Genomic DNA, 16402 nt, shown 5'->3' on the forward strand with positions numbered 1-16402 from the left:
GACCCGGCCGCTCCAGCCCCGCTCGACGCCCGCCTCAGCCGCCGCTGACCTCGACCGACTCGAACCGCCAGCGGTGCACGGCCCGGGTGATCAGGTCCGCGGCCGGTTCGGGCAGTTCGGGCAGCTCCGCCGCGACCCCCTCGGGGGCCTCCCACCAGGTGATGACGAGGACCCGGTCCTGGGGGGCCCGCAGGATCTCGCGGCGCACCGGTTCCCGGGCCAGGACCTGCGCGCGGGCCCACTCCAGCAGCTCGTTGCCGCGGCCGGTGGCGGCCCGCGCCTCCCACATCAGGGCGACGGTGCTCACGAGTACAGGTTGTCCTTGCTCAGCTCGTGCACGTGGTCGTGATCGTGGCCGTGTACGTGGCCGTCGCCGCCCTCGTGCTCGTGCTCGTGGGACGTCCCCGGCACGTGCGGGTCCGTCACCGGCAGGGAGGAGTCGGCGGACAGGTCCCAGTCGGAGGCCGGCCGGTTCCGCTTGACCATCTCCGCGCCCAGCGCCGCGACCATCGCGCCGTTGTCCGTGCACAGCTTCGGCCGCGGCACCCGCAGGATGATCCCGGCGTCGTCGCAGCGCTCCTGGGCGAGCGAGCGCAGCCGCGAGTTGGCGGCCACGCCGCCGCCGATCATCAGGTGGTCCACGCCCTCGTCCTTGCACGCGCGGATCGCCTTGCGCGTCAGCACGTCCACCACGGCCTCCTGGAAGGACGCCGCGACGTCGCGCACCGGGACCTCCTCGCCCGCCTTGCGCTTGGCCTCGATCCAGCGGGCCACCGCCGTCTTGAGGCCGGAGAAGGAGAAGTCGTACGCCGCGTCGCGCGGCCCCGTCAGCCCGCGCGGGAAGTTGATCGCCTTGGGGTCGCCCTCGCGCGCGAGCCGGTCGATGACCGGACCGCCGGGGAAGCCCAGCTGGAGCACCCGGGCGATCTTGTCGAAGGCCTCGCCCGCCGCGTCGTCGATGGTCGCGCCGAGCGGCCGGACGTCACTGGTGATGTCGGGGGCGAGCAGCAGCGAGGAGTGCCCGCCGGACACCAGCAGGGCCATGGTCGGCTCCGGCAGCGGCCCGTGTTCCAGCTGGTCGACGCAGATGTGCGAGGCCAGGTGGTTGACCCCGTAGAGCGGCTTGCCCAGCGCGTAGGCGTACGCCTTCGCCGCCGAGACGCCCACCAGGAGTGCCCCCGCGAGGCCCGGACCGGCCGTGACGGCGATGCCGTCGAGGTCGCGGGCGCTGACCCCGGCCTCCTTCAGGGCGCGTTCGATGGTCGGGACCATCGCCTCCAGGTGGGCCCGGGAGGCCACCTCGGGCACGACCCCGCCGAAGCGGGCGTGCTCGTCGACGCTCGACGCGATCGCGTCCGCGAGCAGGGTGGTGCCGCGGACGACGCCGACGCCGGTCTCGTCGCAAGAGGTCTCGATGCCGAGGACGAGCGGTTCGTCAGCCATGGGTCTCACTGCTCTCAGGGTGCTCAGGTTGCTGAGGGTCGGTCTTCGTCTGTGCGGGGTCGGTCAGGCGCATCACGAGCGCGTCGACGTTGCCCGGCTGGTAGTAGCCGCGCCGGAATCCGATCGGCTCGAAGCCGAAGCGTTCGTAGAGCCGCTGGGCGCGGGTGTTGTCCACCCGGACCTCCAGCAGCACCTCGGCGCACTCGAAGTCGGTGGCGGCGCGCAGCAGTTCGGTCAGCAGCCGGGCGCCGAGCCCGGTGCCCCACTGGTCGCGGGCGGCCGCGATGGTCTGTACGTCGCCCAGGTCTCCGGCGGCGGCGAGCCCCGCGTAGCCGACGAGGCGGCCGTCGGCGGGGTCTTCGGCGACGACGTAGCGGCGGGTGGCCCGCGGTCCGCGCGCGTGGGTGAGCTCGGACCAGAACATCCCGGCGGACCAGGCGTCATCGGGGAACAGCTCGTGCTCCAGCTCCAGCACGGGCTCGATGTCCCACCAGCGCATCTCCCGGAGCACCGCGGTCACGGCCGTCACTGCGGGGTGACCACCTTGTAGTTCTTGGGGACCTGCGCGTCGGGCCGGCGCAGGTAGAGGGGCGTCGGCGGCAGGAACGTCCCACCCTGCGCGAGCCGCTCCGCCGCGAGGCCCGCCAGGGCGGCCGCCGACTGGTGTACGGGGCCGCGCGCGTCGGTGAACACCTCGGGGTAGAGCTGCGCGCCCTGGCCGACGGCCGGCAGGCCGGCCACGCGCTCGGCGATGTCGGCGGGGCGGTCGACGGCGGGCTCGCCGGTCCGGGTGCGCGGGTCCTCGTAGCGCGCCCAGTAGACCTCCTTGCGCCGCGCGTCGGTGGCGACGGTGAAGGGGCCTTCGACCCCGGCGGCGCCGGCGGCGTAGGCGAGCCCGTCGAGGGTGCACAGGCCGTGCACGGGGACGCCGAGGACGGAGGCGAAGGTGGAGGCGGTGACCAGGCCGACGCGCAGTCCCGTGTAGGGGCCGGGGCCGACGCCGACGACGATGCCGGTGACGGCTTCGAGCTTCACCCCGGCCTCGGCGAGGACCGCGTCGACGGAGGGGAGCAGGAGCTCCCCGTGGCGGCGGGCGTCGACCTGGTTCGACTCGGCGAGGACGGCCTCCCCGTCGTGCAGGGCGACGGTGACGGCGGGCGTGGCGGTATCTACGGCAAGCAAGAGCACGCGAACAGCCTACGACTCCCGGGCCCCGGGGCCTTGCGGCCGGTCACGGCGGAGCCCGGCTGCTACCTTTCGACCGGGGATACGACCGGGGGCCCACTCCCGGGTCGACGGCGCAGGCGCAAAGAGGTGGAGCAAGGTGGCACGCAGCAGCTCGGGAATCGTGGCCGGGCTCACCGTCGCGGCGCTCGCCGCGATCGGCTTCCTCGGCTGGCAGGCCTCGGCGACCGCTCCGGCGCACCCCGTGAAGGCGGCTCCGCAGGCCCCCGCGGCGCATCAGGACCAGCCCCCGGCCAAGCAGGACACGGCGAAGCCCGCCGCGCTGCCCGCCGATTCCGGGACCGGGATGCGGGTCGTGTACTCGGTGTCCCAGAAGCGGGTGTGGCTGGTCGCGGAGGACGGCCGGGACCCCAAGTCCTTCACGGTGACGCCGAGCACGGTGCACCCGGCGCCCGGCAGCTACGCGGTCGGCTCGCGCTCGGGCACGGTCACGGGTACGGACGGGGTGCCGATCGAGCACGTCGTCCGGTTCGCCAGCACGGACGGCATCGCGATCGGCTTCAGCGCGCGCGTGGACGGCTCGATGCCGACGCCGGACCCCGCGAAGAAGGCCGGCGGCATCCGGATGACCCGCGCCGACGGTGACGCGATGTGGGCGTTCGCGACGATCAACTCGAAGGTCGTCGTCGTTCCCTGACGCCGCGCACCACGCCCCGCCCACCCCGCCGCGGGATTCACCCGAACGGGGTCTTCAGGCCGCTTCCGACTCCGGGGCGGCCTGTGGTGCGTGCGGGTCGGCGGGGGCCGCCCCGCCCTGCGGCGCGGGGTCCCGGTCCGCCCTCCCGGGCGGCGTCGACACCGCCGTGGCGGCCGCGCCCGCCGCGAGCAGGGCCCGCATGGACACGACGGGCGCTCGCTCTGCTCCTGCTGCCGACATGGCTGCCTCCTGAGACCCCGGGACGCTGTACTTAGGTAGACCTAACCAACGCTCGGTACCATGTCATCACGCGGCCCCACACCTGCGCAATATCTTCCCGACGGCCTGTCGGTACGTTGTGGGCGCACCAGCCGCCCCAAGGGGGCGCACGGGAGGGCGTACGGCGCGGGCGAGGGCGTAGGACTCGCGCGTCAGGAGGCTCACGGCGTGCGCGGGAGGGCGCGGGGCGCCGCGCCTACCGTCCGGCCGCCCCGGTGAGTTCCGCGAGCTCCGCACCGGCCCAGCGCGCGCCGACGCCGCGCAGCGCGACCTCGCGCACGTCGTCCAGGACCTCCTCGTGGCCCACGGCCCGGCCGATCACCACATGGAGCCGGTCGTCGGAGAGCTCCTCCACCTTGCCGTCGCCCCACTCCACGACGACCACGGACTCGGGCAGCGAGACGTCGAGGTCCAGGTCCTCCATCTCGTCCAGCCCGCCGCCGAGGCGGTACGCGTCCACGTGCACCAGCGGCGGCCCGTCGCCCAGGGACGGGTGCACCCGGGCGATCACGAAGGTCGGCGAGGTCACGGCCCCGCGCACGCCCAGCCCCTCCCCCAGGCCGCGGGTCAGGGTGGTCTTGCCCGCGCCGAGTTCCCCGGTCAGCAGGACGAGGTCGCCGGGGCGCAGCAGCCCCGCGATCCGGCGGCCCAGTTCCTGCATCGAGGCGGGCGAGTCGACGGTGACGATGGTTTCGGCGGCGGCCTCGGCCAGGGCCTCAGCCGCCGGGCTGCGCGGTGCTTCCCGCGGTACTTCTTCCATGCGCCCCAACGTTAGTCGGTACGGGGACGGCTCCGGTGCGCGCCAGGAGGTCGGTCAGCAGCGCGGTCACGATGTCCGGGCGCTCCAGCATCATCAGGTGCCCGGTGTTCTCCAGCACGACCAGGTCGGCCGCCGGCAGCGCTTCCTTGATCGACACGCTGTGCTCGGCCGGGATGATCATGTCCCGGTCCCCGGCGATGACGGTGACGGGGATGTCCGCGAACCGCTGGAGGGCGGCGGTCTTGTCGTGGGCCTGGAAGGCCGGGTAGAACTCGGCGACCACGTCGATCGGGGTCGCCTCGATCAGCCGCTCGGCGAAGCGGGCGACGCCCGGATCCACGTCCCGGGAGCCGAACGAGTACAGCTTGATCATCCCGGCGAAGAGGTCGGCGGTCGCCCGGCGGCCCTTCTCCACCAGCTCCACCTGGGAGCCGAGCGCCCTGAGCACGCCGGGCAGGATCCTGCGCACCGCGCCCTGTCCCACGGAGGGCAGCCCGTACGTCACCTGGTCGAGCCGCCCGCTGGAGGTGCCCACCAGGGCCACCCCGATCACCCGGTCGCGCACCAGCTCCGGGAACTGCTCGGCGAGGGCCATGACGGTCATCCCGCCCATGGAGTGGCCGACGAGGACCAGCGGGCCCTCGGGCGCGGTGGCGTCGATGACGGCCTTGAGGTCGCGGCCGAGCTGCTCGATGGTCACCGGCTCGCCGTCGGCCTGGGCCAGGCCCCGGGCGCTGCGGCCGTGGCTGCGCTGGTCCCAGTAGACGGCCCGGAGGACTCCGCGCAGCGCGGCGCGCTGGAAGTGCCAGGAGTCCTGGCCGAGGCAGTAGCCGTGGCAGAAGACGACGGTGGTCCCGGCGGCCGGGGACGAGCGGCGCAGGCGGCGCTTCTTGCCGGGGGGCGCGGGCGGCAGCTCGTCGGTCTCGTAGTAGAGCTCGGTGCCGTCCTCGGCCCGGCAGGAGCCCTCGGTCCCGCGCAGGGAGCCGTAGTCCCCGGCGGCGTCGAGCGCCAGGCGGGCCTTCATGCGGATGCCGCGTCCCACGGTGATCCTTTCGACCGCGACACCGGCCGCGGCGCCCGCCGCTATGACACCGATGGCGGCGCCGGCCCAGCCGGCCTTGCGCCAGTTTTCGCTCACGACGTCGCCGTCCTCACTCAGCCGCCCAGGTACACCCGGGGCACCCGACCTCCGATACGGGTGACGATCTCATACGCGATCGTGTGTGCCGCTTGAGCCCAGTCCTCGGCGGTGGGTTCGCCGCGTTCCGCGTCGCCGAAGACGACGGCCTCGTCGCCGACTCGGGCGAGGTCCTCGCCGAGGTCGACGACGAACTGGTCCATGGCGATCCGGCCCGCGGCCCGCCGGATCCGGCCGCCGACGAGCACCGGCCCGCGGCCGGAGGCGCTGCGCGGCAGGCCGTCGGCGTAACCGGCGGGGACCAGCGCGAGGTGGGTCTCGGACCCGGTGACGTAGTGGTGGCCGTAGCTCACCCCGTGCCCGGCGGGGACGGACTTGACCAGGGCCAGCGAGGCCTTGAGCCGCATGGCGGGGCGCAGGCCGAGCTGGGCGGGGGTGCCGAGCTCGGGGGCGGGCGAGACGCCGTAGACGGCCAGGCCGGTGCGGACGAGGTCGTAGTGGCTCTCGGGGAGGGTGAGGGTCGCGGGCGAGTTGGCGATGTGCCGGACCTCGGGGTCGACCCCCTCCTTCTCCGCGTAGGCGAGCATGTCGCGGAAGGCGTCGAGCTGCAGCCGGATGGAGGGGTGGCCGGGCTCGTCGGCGCAGGCGAAGTGCGACCAGACGCCGGTGACCTGGACGGTTCCCTCCGCCTGCGCGGCGACGGCCGCGCCGACGAGCTCCGCCCAGTCGGCGGGCTGGCAGCCGTTGCGGCCGAGGCCGGTGTCGGCCTTGAGCTGGATCCTGGCGGTGCGACCGGCCGCGCGGGCGGCCTCCCGCACCTCGTCCAGGGCCCACAGGCCGCTGACCGACACGTCGATGTCGGCCTCGACGGCCTCCCGCCAGGGCCCGCCGGGGGTCCAGAGCCAGCACATGACGCGCCCCTCGATGCCGGCGGCGCGCAGGGCGAGCGCCTCCTCGGGGGTGGCGGTACCGAGCCAGGTGGCGCCGGCCTCCTGGGCGGCACGGGCGCAGGGGACGGCCCCGTGCCCGTAGGCGTTCGCCTTGACGACGGCCATGAGCTGGGCCCGGGGCGCCCGCGCGCGCAGGGCGCGCACGTTCTCCCGTACTGCGTCAAGATCGATCTCGGCGTACACGCGCGTCGGTGTCTCGTTCATCGCCCACAGTCTCTCAGAACCCCCGCCCCGCCCCGTCTCTACCCGCCCGGCCGCGCCGAACCGGCCCCGGCGCGACCCGGTTCCCGGGGTCAGGACGTGACGTCGCGCCACGCCGCCGGAAGGGCGGCCGCCACCTCCTGCGCCACCACCGGAGCCCCGTCGGCGGCCAGCCTCCCGGCCAGCCCGTGGAGGTACGCCGCCACCGACCCGGCGTCGACCCCCGGCAGCCCGCCCGCCAGCAGCGCCCCGGCCAGCCCCGACAGCACGTCCCCGCTCCCGGCGGTGGCCAGCCACGGGGTCCCGGTCGGGTTCACCCGGACCGGGCCCGGCCCGGCGGGGGCGACCAGCGTCGTCGCCCCCTTCAGCAGCACGGCCGCCCCGTACCGCCCCGCCAGCTCCCGTGCGGCGGCCAGCCGCCCGGCCTCCACCGACTCCCTCGGCACCCCCAGCAGCGCCGCCGCCTCCCCCGCGTGCGGGGTCAGCAGGGTCGCGGCCCGGCGCCCCCGCACCACGTCGGGGTCCAGTCCCCGCAGCCCGTCCGCGTCCACCAGCACCGGCACGTCCCGGTCGGCCAGCGCCCGCGCGACCTCCGCGCTCCGCCCGGCCCCGATCCCCGGTCCGACCACCCAGGCCTGCACCCGGCCCCGCCCGACCAGCACCTCCGGGTGGCGCGCGAGCACGGCGTCGGCCGCCGGCCCCACGTACCGCACCGCGCCCGCGCCGCCCCGCAGCGCCCCCTCGACGGCCAGCACCGCGGCGCCCGGGTACTGCTCGGACCCGGCGACGACCCCGACCACGCCCCGCCGGTACTTGTCGCTCGACGCCGTCGGCACCGGCAGCAGCCCCGCCACGTCGGCGTGCTGGAGGGCTTCCAGCACGGGCTCCACGGGCTCCGCGAGCTCCAGTCCGATGTCGACCAGCCGCACCGCGCCCACCCGCGAGGCCCCGGGGTCGATCAGCAGCCCCGGCTTGTACGCGCCGAAGGTCACCGTCACGTCGGCCGCCACGGCCGGGCCCGCCACCTCCCCGGTGTCCGCGTCGACCCCGCTCGGCAGGTCCACGGCGACCACGAGCGCGCCCGCCGGGATCCGCTGCGCCAGCGCGGCGGCGGCCGGCCGCAGCCCGCCCCGGCCGCCGATCCCGAGCAGCCCGTCCAGGACGAGGTCCGCCCGCTCCGGGACGGACCGCTCGACGCGGCCCCCGGCGGCCCGCAGCGCGGCGAGCCCGCCCGGGTGCATCCGCGCCGGATCCATCGGCACCGCCGTCACCCGGGCCCCGCGCCGCGCCAGCCGCGCACCCGCGTACAGGGCGTCGCCGCCGTTGTCCCCCGGGCCGGCCAGCACCACGACGCGGGAGCCGTACACCCGCCCCAACAGCCCCGCGCACACGGCGGCCAGCCCGGCCGCGGCCCGCGCCATCAGGGCGCCTTCCGGCAGCCGGGCCATCAGCTCGCGCTCGGCGGCCCGTACGGTCTCCACGCTGTAAGCAGTACGCATGGCACCAGCGTGCCCGAAGGCCGGGCCCGGAGGCCGCAGGCCGGGGCCCCGGCCTGAGCCCGTACCCGGACCGGACCCCGTACCCGGACCGGACCCCTACCTCTCCGCGATCACCACGGCGGACGCGACCCCGGCGTCATGGCTCAGCGAGATGTGCCAGGACGTCACACCGAGCGCCTTCGCCCGCGCCTCGACCGTCCCGGACACCCGCAGCCGGGGCTGCCCGGACTCCTCCACGTACACCTCGGCGTCGGTCCACAGCAGCCCGCCGGGCGCGCCGAGCGCCTTGGCCAGGGCCTCCTTGGCCGCGAACCGGGCGGCGAGCGAGGCGGTCCCGCGCCGCTCGCCGCCCGGCAGCGTCAGCTCGGAGTCGAGGAAGAGCCGCCGCGCCAGGTTCGGCGTCCGCTCCAGCGCGGCCCCGAACCGCTCGATCTCCGCAACGTCAATCCCCACACCGACGATCACAACAACCCCAACTACTCCACGGTCACGGACTTGGCGAGGTTACGCGGCTGGTCCACCTCGTTGCCCCGCGCCGTCGCCAGCTCGCACGCGAACACCTGCAGCGGCACCGTCGCCACCAGCGGCTGGAGCAGCGTCGGGGTCGCCGGGATGCGGATCAGGTGGTCGGCGTACGGGACCACCGCCTCGTCGCCCTCCTCCGCGATCACGATGGTCCGCGCCCCGCGCGCCCGGATCTCCTGGATGTTCGAGACGATCTTGTCGTGCAGGACCGAGCGCCCGCGCGGGGACGGTACGACCACCACCACCGGGAGGTCCTCCTCGATCAGCGCGATCGGACCGTGCTTGAGCTCGCCCGCCGCGAAGCCCTCGGCGTGCATGTACGCCAGCTCCTTGAGCTTGAGCGCGCCCTCCAGCGCCACCGGGTACCCGACGTGCCGCCCGAGGAACAGCACGGTGTCCTTGTCGGCCAGCGAGCGCGCGAGGCGCCGTACCGGCTCCATCGTCTCCAGCACGGTGTCGACCGCGCCGGCGATGTCCGACAGCTCCCGGATCACGGCCTCGATCTCGTCGCCCCACTTGGTGCCCCGCACCTGCCCGAGGTACAGCGCGACCAGGTAGCAGGCGACCAGCTGCGTCAGGAACGCCTTGGTGGAGGCGACGGCCACCTCGGGACCGGCGTGCGTGTACAGCACGGCGTCCGACTCGCGCGGGATCGTCGATCCGTTGGTGTTGCAGACGGCCAGCACCCTGGCCCCCTGCTCGCGGGCGTGGCGCAGCGCCATCAGGGTGTCCATGGTCTCGCCGGACTGCGAGATCGCGATCACCAGCGTCCGCCGGTCGAGGATCGGGTCGCGGTAGCGGAACTCGCTGGCAAGCTCCGTCTCGCAGGGGATGCGGGTCCAGTGCTCGATGGCCAGCTTCGCGATCATGCCCGCGTGGTACGCCGTACCGCACGCCACGATCACGACCTTGTCGACCTCGCGGAGCACCGCGGCGGGGATGCGCACCTCGTCCAGGGTCAGCAGGCCGCTCGCGTCGATCCGGCCGAGGAGGGTGTCGGCGACGGCCTTGGGCTGCTCGGCGATCTCCTTGAGCATGAAGTAGTCGTAGCCCCCCTTCTCGGCCGCCGACGCGTCCCAGTCCACGTGGTACGCGCGCACGTCCGCGGGCGCCCCGTGGAAGTCCGTCACCGTGACCTCGTCGCGGCGCAGTTCGACGACCTGGTCCTGTCCCAGTTCGATCGCGGATCGGGTGTGGGCGATGAAGGCCGCCACGTCCGAGGCGAGGAAGTTCTCGCCCTCCCCCACGCCGACCACCAGGGGGGAGTTGCGGCGGGCGCCGACCACCACGTCCGGCTCGTCGGCGTGCACCGCGACGAGGGTGAAGGCGCCCTCCAGGCGCCGGCACACCTGCCGCATCGCCTCGGCCAGGCCGCCCCCGGTGGCCGAGAACCGCTCGGCGAGCAGGTGCGCGACCACCTCGGTGTCCGTATCGGACTCCAGCCGGTGCCCGCGCTCGGCCAGTTCGGCGCGCAGCGCGGCGAAGTTCTCGATGATGCCGTTGTGCACGACGGCCACCCGGCCGGAGTTGTCCAGGTGGGGATGGGCGTTGACGTCGGTGGGCCCGCCGTGGGTCGCCCACCGGGTGTGCCCGAGTCCGGTGGAACCGGCCGGCAGCGGGTGCCCGACGAGCTCCTTCTCCAGGTTGACCAGTTTCCCGGCCTTCTTGACGTTGGCGAGTTCGCCGTCGGCGAGGACCGCGATGCCGGCCGAGTCGTAGCCGCGGTACTCCAGCCGCTTCAGTCCGGCGATGACCACATCGAGCGCAGACTGCGCTCCCACGTAACCCACAATTCCGCACATAGGCCGCAGCGTACGCGCTGGTCGGCCGTCTGCCCCGTACCCGAACAAGACGAAAACCCGCCCGGCGAATCGCCGGGCGGGGTTGACGTGCGGGCGCGTGGGGTCAGCCGAGCTTCTTGACCTGAGCGTCGATCAGGGCCGTCGGGGAGTCGGCCTTGCCCAGGAGGCTGATCGAGCTGAAGGAGGCCACCGTGCCGCCCTTGCGCGCCATGACGAGGAGCAGGGTGCCCTTGTCGCCGCCCTCCATGTCGATGGTGAGGGCCAGGCTGACGGCCTCGTCGCCGGCGGTGACGGCCGGGCCCGCGGCCACGCCCTCGTACTTGGTGGTGTCGCCCTCCGAGGTGGAGGAGAACCCGCCCGCGCAGATCTGCCCGGCGGTCTTGAAGGCCGCGAGGGTCTCCGCCGCGCCCTGGCCCTCGTAGGAGGACAGGCCGGTCAGGGTCGCCGTGGTGCCGAGGGCGTTCTTGACCGCTTCCAGCTTCTCCTCGGGCGAGGCGCCGGCCGCCGGGTCCTTCGGCTTGGCTCCCAGCGCGGTACGGGCGACACCGGAAGGCTTGCCGACCTTCTGGAGGGCCTGGGTCTGCACCAGGACCTTGCAGGCGGGCTTGTCGGTGGTGACCTGGGTCTCGTCGACCTTGGACAGCTTGGCGGCGGCCTGGGCGTTGATCACGTAGTCCGGGACGTCCGCCTGCGTGACCAGCAGACCGGCCAGCTCCGCGTCCGTCTTGCCCTTCGCGGCGGGAGCGGCCGACGGCGCGGACGGCCGCGGGTCGGGCTTGGCGTCGCCCCCGGTGTCGGCCTTGTCGGAGCCACAGGCGGTGGCGAGCAGGGCCAGGGACACCGCGGAGGCGGTCAGGACGGTACGACGGACAAGGGTGCTGCGCACGAAGGATCCCCCAGGGAAAAAGACACCGCACGCACACGGAACGGCGTAGCGGTAGCGATCAATGTACGACCCCTCCGAACGTCCGGCCGGAGTTCCCGCCGCCGGAGGCCAATCGTGATCGGCATGAGACGGGACGGGGTTCCGATCGATACCCACACCCGTACAACCCCACCACCTGCGCCTTCGACGGGACCGTCGGCCACGTGACCGAACCCACCACCCACGACCGGCCCCGAGCCCCGACAATGGCCCTGTGATCACTTCGCCGCCACGAAGCACGCCGGACAGCGCAACGGAGCGCTCCCTCGGATCGGAGCACCCCACGCACCCCGAGCCCGCCGCGCACCCCACGCGCCGCCGGGGCCACGAGGCCTCCCCCTACGTCGACCTCACCCGCGCGGAGTGGAGCGCCCTGCGGGAGCGCACGCCGCTGCCCCTGACGGCGGAGGAGGTCGAGCGGCTGCGCGGTCTCGGCGACGTCATCGACCTCGACGAGGTGCGCGACGTCTACCTCCCGCTCTCCCGCCTGCTCAACCTCTACGTCGGCGCCACCAGCAACCTGCGCGGCACGCTGAACACCTTCCTCGGCGACGCCGGCAACGGGCACGGCGCCCAGCAGGGCACCCCCTTCGTCATAGGTGTCGCCGGCTCGGTCGCGGTGGGCAAGTCGACGGTGGCCCGCCTGCTCCAGGCCCTCCTCGCGCGCTGGCCCGAGCACCCCCGCGTCGAGCTGGTCACCACGGACGGGTTCCTGTACCCGATGAAGGAGCTCCAGCGGCGCGGCCTGACCGCCCGCAAGGGCTTCCCGGAGTCCTACGACCGCCGGGCGCTGACCCGTTTCGTCGCCGACATCAAGGCGGGCAAGGACGAGGTCACGGCCCCGGTCTACTCGCACCTGATCTACGACATCGTCCCGGACGAGCGGCTCGTCGTGCGCCGCCCCGACATCCTGATCGTCGAGGGGCTGAACGTCCTCCAGCCGGCCCTGCCCGGCAAGGACGGCCGCACCCGCGTCGGCCTGGCCGACTACTTCGACTTCAGCGTGTACGTGGACGCGCGGCCCGAGGACATCGAGCGCTGGTACCTCAACCGCTTCCGGAAGCTGCGCGAGACGGCGTTCCAGAACCCCTTCTCCTACTTCCGCAAGTACACCCAGGTCTCCGAGGAGGAGGCCCTGGAGTACGCCCAGACGATGTGGCGGACCATCAACAAGCCCAACCTGCTGGAGAACGTGGCGCCCACCCGCGGGCGCGCCACCCTCGTCGTGCGCAAGGGCCCCGACCACAAGGTCCAGAAGCTGAGCCTGCGCAAACTCTGAGCCGGCCCCGGACGGTTAGGGTGCGGGCATGCTGCATCTGAGGATGATCACCCCGCACGCCCTGACGGAGCAGGTCGTGGAGCTGATCGACCGGACGGTCGGCACCACGCACCTGGTCGTGCTGACCGGCGCCGCCCGCGACCCCGCGGGCGACGTGGTGATGTGCGACGTGGCCCGCGAGGCGGCCGACGAGCTGCTGCAGGAGATGCGCGCGCTCCGCCTCGACGAATCGGGGTCGATCGCCGTCGAGCACATCGACCTGTCGATCTCGCGACGCGCCGATATGGCGGAGGAGGAGGCTCCGGGCGAGGCCGCGGACGCGGTGATCTGGGAACAGCTCGCCGAGTCCACCCACGAGGAGTCCACCCTCACGATCACCTACAGCGTGTTCATGATCGTTGCCACGATGATCGCGGCCTGCGGCGTGGTCCTGGACAACGCGGTCCTGATCGTCGGCGCGATGGCCGTCGGTCCGGAGTTCGGCCCGCTCGCCGGGATCTGTACGGGCCTGGTGCAGCGCGCCCCGAGGCTGACCGCGCGCTCCGCGGTCGCCCTGTCGGTCGGCTTCGCCGCCGCGATCGTGGGGACGACCGTGTTCAGCCTGGCGATGGACGCGCTCGGGCTCTTCCACGAGAGCATGCTGGACGACCCCCGGCCCAACACCAGTTTCATCTGGCAGCCCGACCCGTTCTCCTTCGTCGTGGCCCTGCTCGCCGGCGTGGTCGGCATGCTCTCGCTGACCTCGGCGAAGTCCGGCGCCCTGGTCGGCGTGGCCATCTCGGTCACCACCGTCCCCGCCGCCGCCAACGCCGCCGTGGCCCTGTCCTACGGGGACCTCGGCCAGATGTGGGGCTCGGCCATACAGCTGTCGCTGAACCTGCTGGGCATCGTCCTGTCCGGGAGCCTGACCCTCATCGCCTGGAAACTGCTGTGGCGCACCCAGCAGGGCCGGATGATCCGCCCGCCGGGTGCGCCACGGCGCACCTCGAAGTAGCCGGGGCTAGCCGAGCGCCGACTTCACCGCGTCCGCCAGCCGCCCGGCGACCGCGCGGGCCTGCTCGATGTCGGCGGCCTCCACCATCACCCGCACGAGGGGCTCGGTGCCGGAGGGGCGCAGCAGCACCCGGCCGGTGGTGCCCAGCTCGCGCTCGGCGTCGGCGACGGCCGCGGCCAGCTCGCCGGAGGTCGCGACCCGGGACTTGTCCACGTCCGGGACGTTGATCAGGATCTGCGGCAGCCGCGTCATGACCCCGGCCAGATCGGCCAGCCCCCGCCCGGTGGCGGCGACGCGCGCCGCCAGCATCAGGCCGGTCAGCGTGCCGTCGCCGGTGGTCGCGTGGTCGAGGATGATCACGTGGCCGGACTGCTCGCCGCCCAGCGCGTAGCCGTGCTCCTTCATCGACTCCAGCACGTAGCGGTCACCGACCCCGGTCTGCACGACCTGGATGCCCTCGGCCTCCATCGCCAGCTTGAAGCCCAGGTTGGACATGACGGTGCCGACCACGGTGTTCTCGCGCAGCTGGCCCGCCTCGCGCATGGCCAGGGCCAGCACGGCGAGGATCTGGTCGCCGTCGACCTCGGCGCCGGTGTGGTCCACGGCCAGGCAGCGGTCGGCGTCGCCGTCGTGCGCGATGCCGAGGTCGGCGCCGTGCTCGACGACGGCCGCCTTGAGCAGTCCAAGGTGGGTGGAGCCGCAGCCGTCGTTGATGTTGAGGCCGTCGGGCTCGGCGCCGATCGTGACGATCTCCGCGCCCGCGCGGGTGAAGGCCTCGGGCGAGACGTAGGCGGCCGCGCCGTGGGCCTCGTCGAGGACGACCTTCAGGCCGTCGAGCCGGTTCGGCAGGACCCCGATGAGGTGGGCGACGTACTTGTCGAAGCCCTCGGTGTAGTCCGAGACGCGGCCGACGCCGTCACCGGTGGGGCGGTCCCAGGGAGCGCCCGTGCGGTGCTCCTCGTAGACCGACTCGATCCGGTCCTCCAGGTCGTCGGCGAGCTTGTGGCCGCCGCGCGCGAAGAACTTGATGCCGTTGTCGGGCATGGCGTTGTGGCTGGCGGAGAGCATCACGCCGAGGTCGGCGCCCAGCGCACCGGTGAGATACGCCACCGCCGGGGTGGGCAGCACACCGACGCGCAGGACGTCCACGCCGGCGCTGGCGAGGCCCGCGACCACCGCGGCCTCCAGGAACTCGCCCGACGCGCGGGGATCGCGGCCGACGACCGCCGTGGCCCGGTGGCCCGCGAAGGTGCCCGCCTCGGCCAGTACGTGTGCGGCCGCCACGGAGAGGCCGAGCGCGAGCTCGGCCGTCAGATCCGCATTGGCGACGCCTCGTACACCGTCCGTCCCGAAGAGTCGTCCCACAGTTGTCCTCCCGAGTTCACGCTTCGCTTTGTGACCGCTTGTGACAGGTATTGCCGCTTGTGGCGGTAAACGAACCGCCCCGACAGCACGGAGAGTGCTGCCGGGGCGGTTTCGTTGCAGAACAGCAGGCGCAGATTAACGCTTGCTGTACTGCGGAGCCTTACGGGCCTTCTTGAGACCGGCCTTCTTGCGCTCGACCGCACGGTCGTCGCGGGAAAGGAAGCCGGCCTTCTTCAGCGCCGGGCGGTTGTTGTCCACGTCCGCCTCGTTCAGCGCACGGGCAACGCCGAGGCGCAGGGCACCGGCCTGACCGGAGACGCCGCCACCCGCGATGCGGGCGATGACGTCGTAACGGCCGTCGAGCTCCAGGAGCTTGAAGGGCTCGTTGACTTCCTGCTGGTGCACCTTGTTGGGGAAGTAGTCCTCAAGGGTGCGACCGTTGATCTTCCACTTGCCGGTGCCCGGAACGATCCGGACGCGGGCGATGGCGTTCTTGCGACGGCCCAGGCCGGCGGCCGGCTGGGGGTCGCCGAAGCGACCGGCAAGCGACTCGGAGGTGTAGTCGCCCTCGACGACGACCTCGGACTCGGTGGTGTACTCCTCGACGCCCTCGAACTCTTCGACGGGGGTCTCGGCGGTGGTCTCGGCCACGATGCTCCTCAGAATTTTCTACGTCTTAGGGGGTGGCCGGAACTACTGCGCGACCTGGGTGATCTCGAACGGCACCGGCTGCTGGGCAGCGTGGGGGTGCTGGTCGCCCGAGTAGACCTTCAGCTTCGAGAGCATCTGACGGCCCAGGGTGTTCTTGGGGAGCATGCCCTTGATGGCCTTCTCGACGGCCTTCTCCGGGTTGTTCGCCAGGAGGTCGTCGTAGCGGACCGAACGCAGACCACCCGGGAAGCCGGAGTGGCGGTACGCCATCTTCTGGGTCGCCTTGTTGCCGGACAGGTGAACCTTGTCGGCGTTGACGATGATGACGAAGTCGCCCATGTCCATGTGGGGGGCGTAGGTCGGCTTGTGCTTACCCCGCAGGAGGGCAGCGGCCTGGGTCGCCAGACGGCCGAGGACAACGTCCTGGGCGTCGATGACGAGCCACTGGCGCGAGATGTCGCCGGGCTTGGGGCTGAACGTACGCACGCGTATGCCTTCGCTTCTTCAGTGGTGGGTCATCCCATAGGGCACGAGCCCCGCGGGAAGGGTCCTGACAGGGTCACCACGGACGATCACGACAGCCGCTTGTCCACATCGGGGACGCAACCCGTGTGAACCGCTGGTCATCGGCCCGGTGGACCGGCGTAAGGCCCTTTCACGTGAGAATGAGAAAGCCAATACGCATAACAAACCAGCAGAGTACCCAAGA

The 16402-nt window shown here is 73.1% G+C and carries 18 protein-coding genes; 3 read left to right on the forward strand and 15 right to left on the reverse strand.

Annotated elements, in window-relative coordinates; genetic code table 11:
- Window positions 1–34: 34 nt before the first annotated feature.
- Genes OG295_RS13460 through tsaB form a run of 4 tightly spaced genes read right to left on the reverse strand, consistent with a single transcriptional unit; the run spans window position 35 to window position 2631 of the window.
- A complete protein-coding gene (locus tag OG295_RS13460) occupies window positions 35–307 on the reverse strand; it encodes a hypothetical protein (RefSeq protein WP_371677107.1) in 273 nt (90 codons plus the stop codon).
- Complete coding sequence (tsaD, locus tag OG295_RS13465; RefSeq protein ID WP_371677108.1) at window positions 304–1443, reverse strand: tRNA (adenosine(37)-N6)-threonylcarbamoyltransferase complex transferase subunit TsaD; 1140 nt, start codon at window positions 1441–1443, stop codon at window positions 304–306. Before tsaD ends, OG295_RS13460 begins: the two co-directional genes overlap by 4 nt.
- Window positions 1436–1972: a ribosomal protein S18-alanine N-acetyltransferase gene (gene rimI, locus OG295_RS13470; protein ID WP_371677109.1), complete on the reverse strand. Its 537-nt coding sequence runs from the start codon at window positions 1970–1972 to the stop codon at window positions 1436–1438. The genes tsaD and rimI overlap by 8 nt, the downstream gene beginning before the upstream one ends.
- Entirely contained in the window at window positions 1969–2631 is a 663-nt protein-coding gene (gene tsaB / locus OG295_RS13475; RefSeq protein WP_266841175.1) for a tRNA (adenosine(37)-N6)-threonylcarbamoyltransferase complex dimerization subunit type 1 TsaB, read from the reverse strand. Before tsaB ends, rimI begins: the two co-directional genes overlap by 4 nt.
- 136 nt (window positions 2632–2767) lie before the next feature.
- Here tsaB and OG295_RS13480 point away from each other — a divergent pair, with 136 nt between their 5' ends.
- Window positions 2768–3325 (forward strand): hypothetical protein, encoded by a 558-nt coding sequence (locus tag OG295_RS13480; protein WP_371677110.1) that lies wholly within the window; start codon window positions 2768–2770, stop codon window positions 3323–3325.
- 54 nt (window positions 3326–3379) lie between these two features.
- Here OG295_RS13480 and OG295_RS13485 read toward each other — a convergent pair whose 3' ends face one another.
- From OG295_RS13485 to OG295_RS13520, 8 genes are all read right to left on the reverse strand, one after another.
- Window positions 3380–3565, reverse strand: a complete 186-nt coding sequence (locus OG295_RS13485; protein ID WP_371677112.1) for a hypothetical protein — start codon at window positions 3563–3565, stop codon at window positions 3380–3382.
- A 235-nt stretch (window positions 3566–3800) separates the two neighbouring features.
- On the reverse strand, window positions 3801–4364 hold the full coding sequence (gene tsaE, locus OG295_RS13490; RefSeq protein ID WP_371677113.1) for a tRNA (adenosine(37)-N6)-threonylcarbamoyltransferase complex ATPase subunit type 1 TsaE: 564 nt from the start codon (window positions 4362–4364) through the stop codon (window positions 3801–3803).
- Window positions 4321–5502 (reverse strand): alpha/beta fold hydrolase, encoded by a 1182-nt coding sequence (locus OG295_RS13495; protein WP_371677114.1) that lies wholly within the window; start codon window positions 5500–5502, stop codon window positions 4321–4323. The genes tsaE and OG295_RS13495 overlap by 44 nt, the downstream gene beginning before the upstream one ends.
- 17 nt (window positions 5503–5519) lie before the next feature.
- Window positions 5520–6656: an alanine racemase gene (alr, locus tag OG295_RS13500; RefSeq protein WP_371677115.1), complete on the reverse strand. Its 1137-nt coding sequence runs from the start codon at window positions 6654–6656 to the stop codon at window positions 5520–5522.
- Window positions 6657–6745: 89 nt separating this feature from the next.
- Window positions 6746–8152 carry an NAD(P)H-hydrate dehydratase gene (locus OG295_RS13505; protein ID WP_371677116.1) on the reverse strand — a complete coding sequence of 469 codons (1407 nt, stop codon included), beginning with the start codon at window positions 8150–8152 and terminating at the stop codon, window positions 6746–6748.
- A 96-nt stretch (window positions 8153–8248) separates the two neighbouring features.
- Window positions 8249–8617 carry a holo-ACP synthase gene (locus tag OG295_RS13510; protein ID WP_371677117.1) on the reverse strand — a complete coding sequence of 123 codons (369 nt, stop codon included), beginning with the start codon at window positions 8615–8617 and terminating at the stop codon, window positions 8249–8251.
- Window positions 8618–8628: 11 nt separating this feature from the next.
- A complete protein-coding gene (glmS, locus tag OG295_RS13515; RefSeq protein ID WP_371677118.1) occupies window positions 8629–10479 on the reverse strand; it encodes a glutamine--fructose-6-phosphate transaminase (isomerizing) in 1851 nt (616 codons plus the stop codon).
- A gap of 103 nt (window positions 10480–10582) precedes the next feature.
- Window positions 10583–11365: a hypothetical protein gene (locus OG295_RS13520; protein ID WP_371677119.1), complete on the reverse strand. Its 783-nt coding sequence runs from the start codon at window positions 11363–11365 to the stop codon at window positions 10583–10585.
- Window positions 11366–11618: 253 nt separating this feature from the next.
- Here OG295_RS13520 and coaA point away from each other — a divergent pair, with 253 nt between their 5' ends.
- Window positions 11619–12683: a type I pantothenate kinase gene (coaA, locus tag OG295_RS13525; RefSeq protein ID WP_371677120.1), complete on the forward strand. Its 1065-nt coding sequence runs from the start codon at window positions 11619–11621 to the stop codon at window positions 12681–12683.
- 28 nt (window positions 12684–12711) lie between these two features.
- Window positions 12712–13677 (forward strand): DUF389 domain-containing protein, encoded by a 966-nt coding sequence (locus tag OG295_RS13530; protein ID WP_371677121.1) that lies wholly within the window; start codon window positions 12712–12714, stop codon window positions 13675–13677.
- Window positions 13678–13683: 6 nt separating this feature from the next.
- Here OG295_RS13530 and glmM read toward each other — a convergent pair whose 3' ends face one another.
- From glmM to rplM, 3 genes are all read right to left on the reverse strand, one after another.
- A complete protein-coding gene (gene glmM / locus OG295_RS13535; protein ID WP_371677122.1) occupies window positions 13684–15042 on the reverse strand; it encodes a phosphoglucosamine mutase in 1359 nt (452 codons plus the stop codon).
- A gap of 135 nt (window positions 15043–15177) precedes the next feature.
- Complete coding sequence (gene rpsI, locus OG295_RS13540) at window positions 15178–15693, reverse strand: 30S ribosomal protein S9 (RefSeq protein ID WP_030230680.1); 516 nt, start codon at window positions 15691–15693, stop codon at window positions 15178–15180.
- A gap of 42 nt (window positions 15694–15735) precedes the next feature.
- Window positions 15736–16179: a 50S ribosomal protein L13 gene (rplM, locus tag OG295_RS13545; protein WP_030230678.1), complete on the reverse strand. Its 444-nt coding sequence runs from the start codon at window positions 16177–16179 to the stop codon at window positions 15736–15738.
- Window positions 16180–16402: the final 223 nt, after the last annotated feature.

It is taken from the genome of Streptomyces sp. NBC_01276 (assembly GCF_041435355.1).
In the GTDB taxonomy this organism is placed as follows: domain Bacteria; phylum Actinomycetota; class Actinomycetes; order Streptomycetales; family Streptomycetaceae; genus Streptomyces.